Below are 957 nucleotides of genomic sequence, written 5' to 3'. Positions count from 1 at the left end.
GCCGGCCAGCGCCGCAGGATGCAGCTCCGGCAGCGAGAGCCGCAGCGCCGCCCGCATGGGGCTCCCGCTCGCCTCGCCGCCGCCGGAGAGCGGCACGCGAGCCGCCCCGAGATGGAGCATCGCCTGGCCGCGGCCGCTGACGCCGCCGGCCGGCAGGCGCCGCAGCTCGATCGCCGCGTCGTCCAGCGACCATGTCGCGCCGAGCGCCGCATCCTCCACCGTCACGCGCGCCCCGGAGATCCCGAGCCAGGCAAGCGCGCCGAGCGGCGTCTCGTCGTTGGGCGGGCGCATCAGCTCGGCCAGCAGCCCCTCGAGCGGCGTCACGCCGGGCGGCGCGTCCGCCGGTGCCCTGTCCGTCCGGCCGAGCAGGATGGAGACGCGACCATCTGCCGCGCGGCGCAGATGCAGCGCCGGGGACTGCAGCTCCAGCCGGCGTGGCGCGATCTCGCCGCGCAGCAGCCAGGGGATGGAGAGGCTGACGCCGGCTTCCGGCAGCTCCGCGCGCACCGTGCCGTCGCGGCCGAGCAGCCGCACGTCGGAGAGGCGGAGCTGCAGCGGCGTCAGCCCCGTGCTGCGCCAGCCATCCCAGCCGATGGCGGCCCGGCCGACCTCCAGACGGGTTTCGGCGTCCGGCGCATTGGCCTCCGCCTCGATGGCGCGGGCGATCTGCGGCATCGCGATCGGCCCCTGCGCCAGCCGCCAGCCGAGCACGGCGAGCGCCAACAGCACCAGGATCGCCGCGCCCAGGGTCCAATGCGCGATGCGATGCGCGCCGCGGGCCACTTGACCGGCGGCCCGCCTCACCGCTTCCCTCCTGCCGGATGCCCAAGACCCGAGGGGCGGCACCCGCCGCGCCAGCCACCTGGGGCGCCGCCGCCCCGCTCGACGCCGCGCGGCTGCCGCGCCCCTTCGACCCGGAGGCGGCCGACCAGCTGCTCGTCCGCTTCGCCGAGCGCG

At 77.8% G+C, this 957-nt stretch carries 1 pseudogene; it reads right to left on the bottom strand.

Going from position 1 to position 957, the window contains the following annotated elements:
* Positions 1 to 804 (bottom strand): annotated as a pseudogene (locus tag OZN99_RS32435) (hypothetical protein); the annotation flags it as partial.
* Positions 805 to 957 lie beyond the last annotated feature (153 nt).

The sequence above is a fragment of the Falsiroseomonas oryzae genome (assembly GCF_027856955.1).
Classification (GTDB): domain Bacteria; phylum Pseudomonadota; class Alphaproteobacteria; order Acetobacterales; family Acetobacteraceae; genus Falsiroseomonas; species Falsiroseomonas oryzae.
Note: the sequence above shows the minus strand (reverse complement) of the source record. Positions and strands in the feature narration are given on the sequence as shown.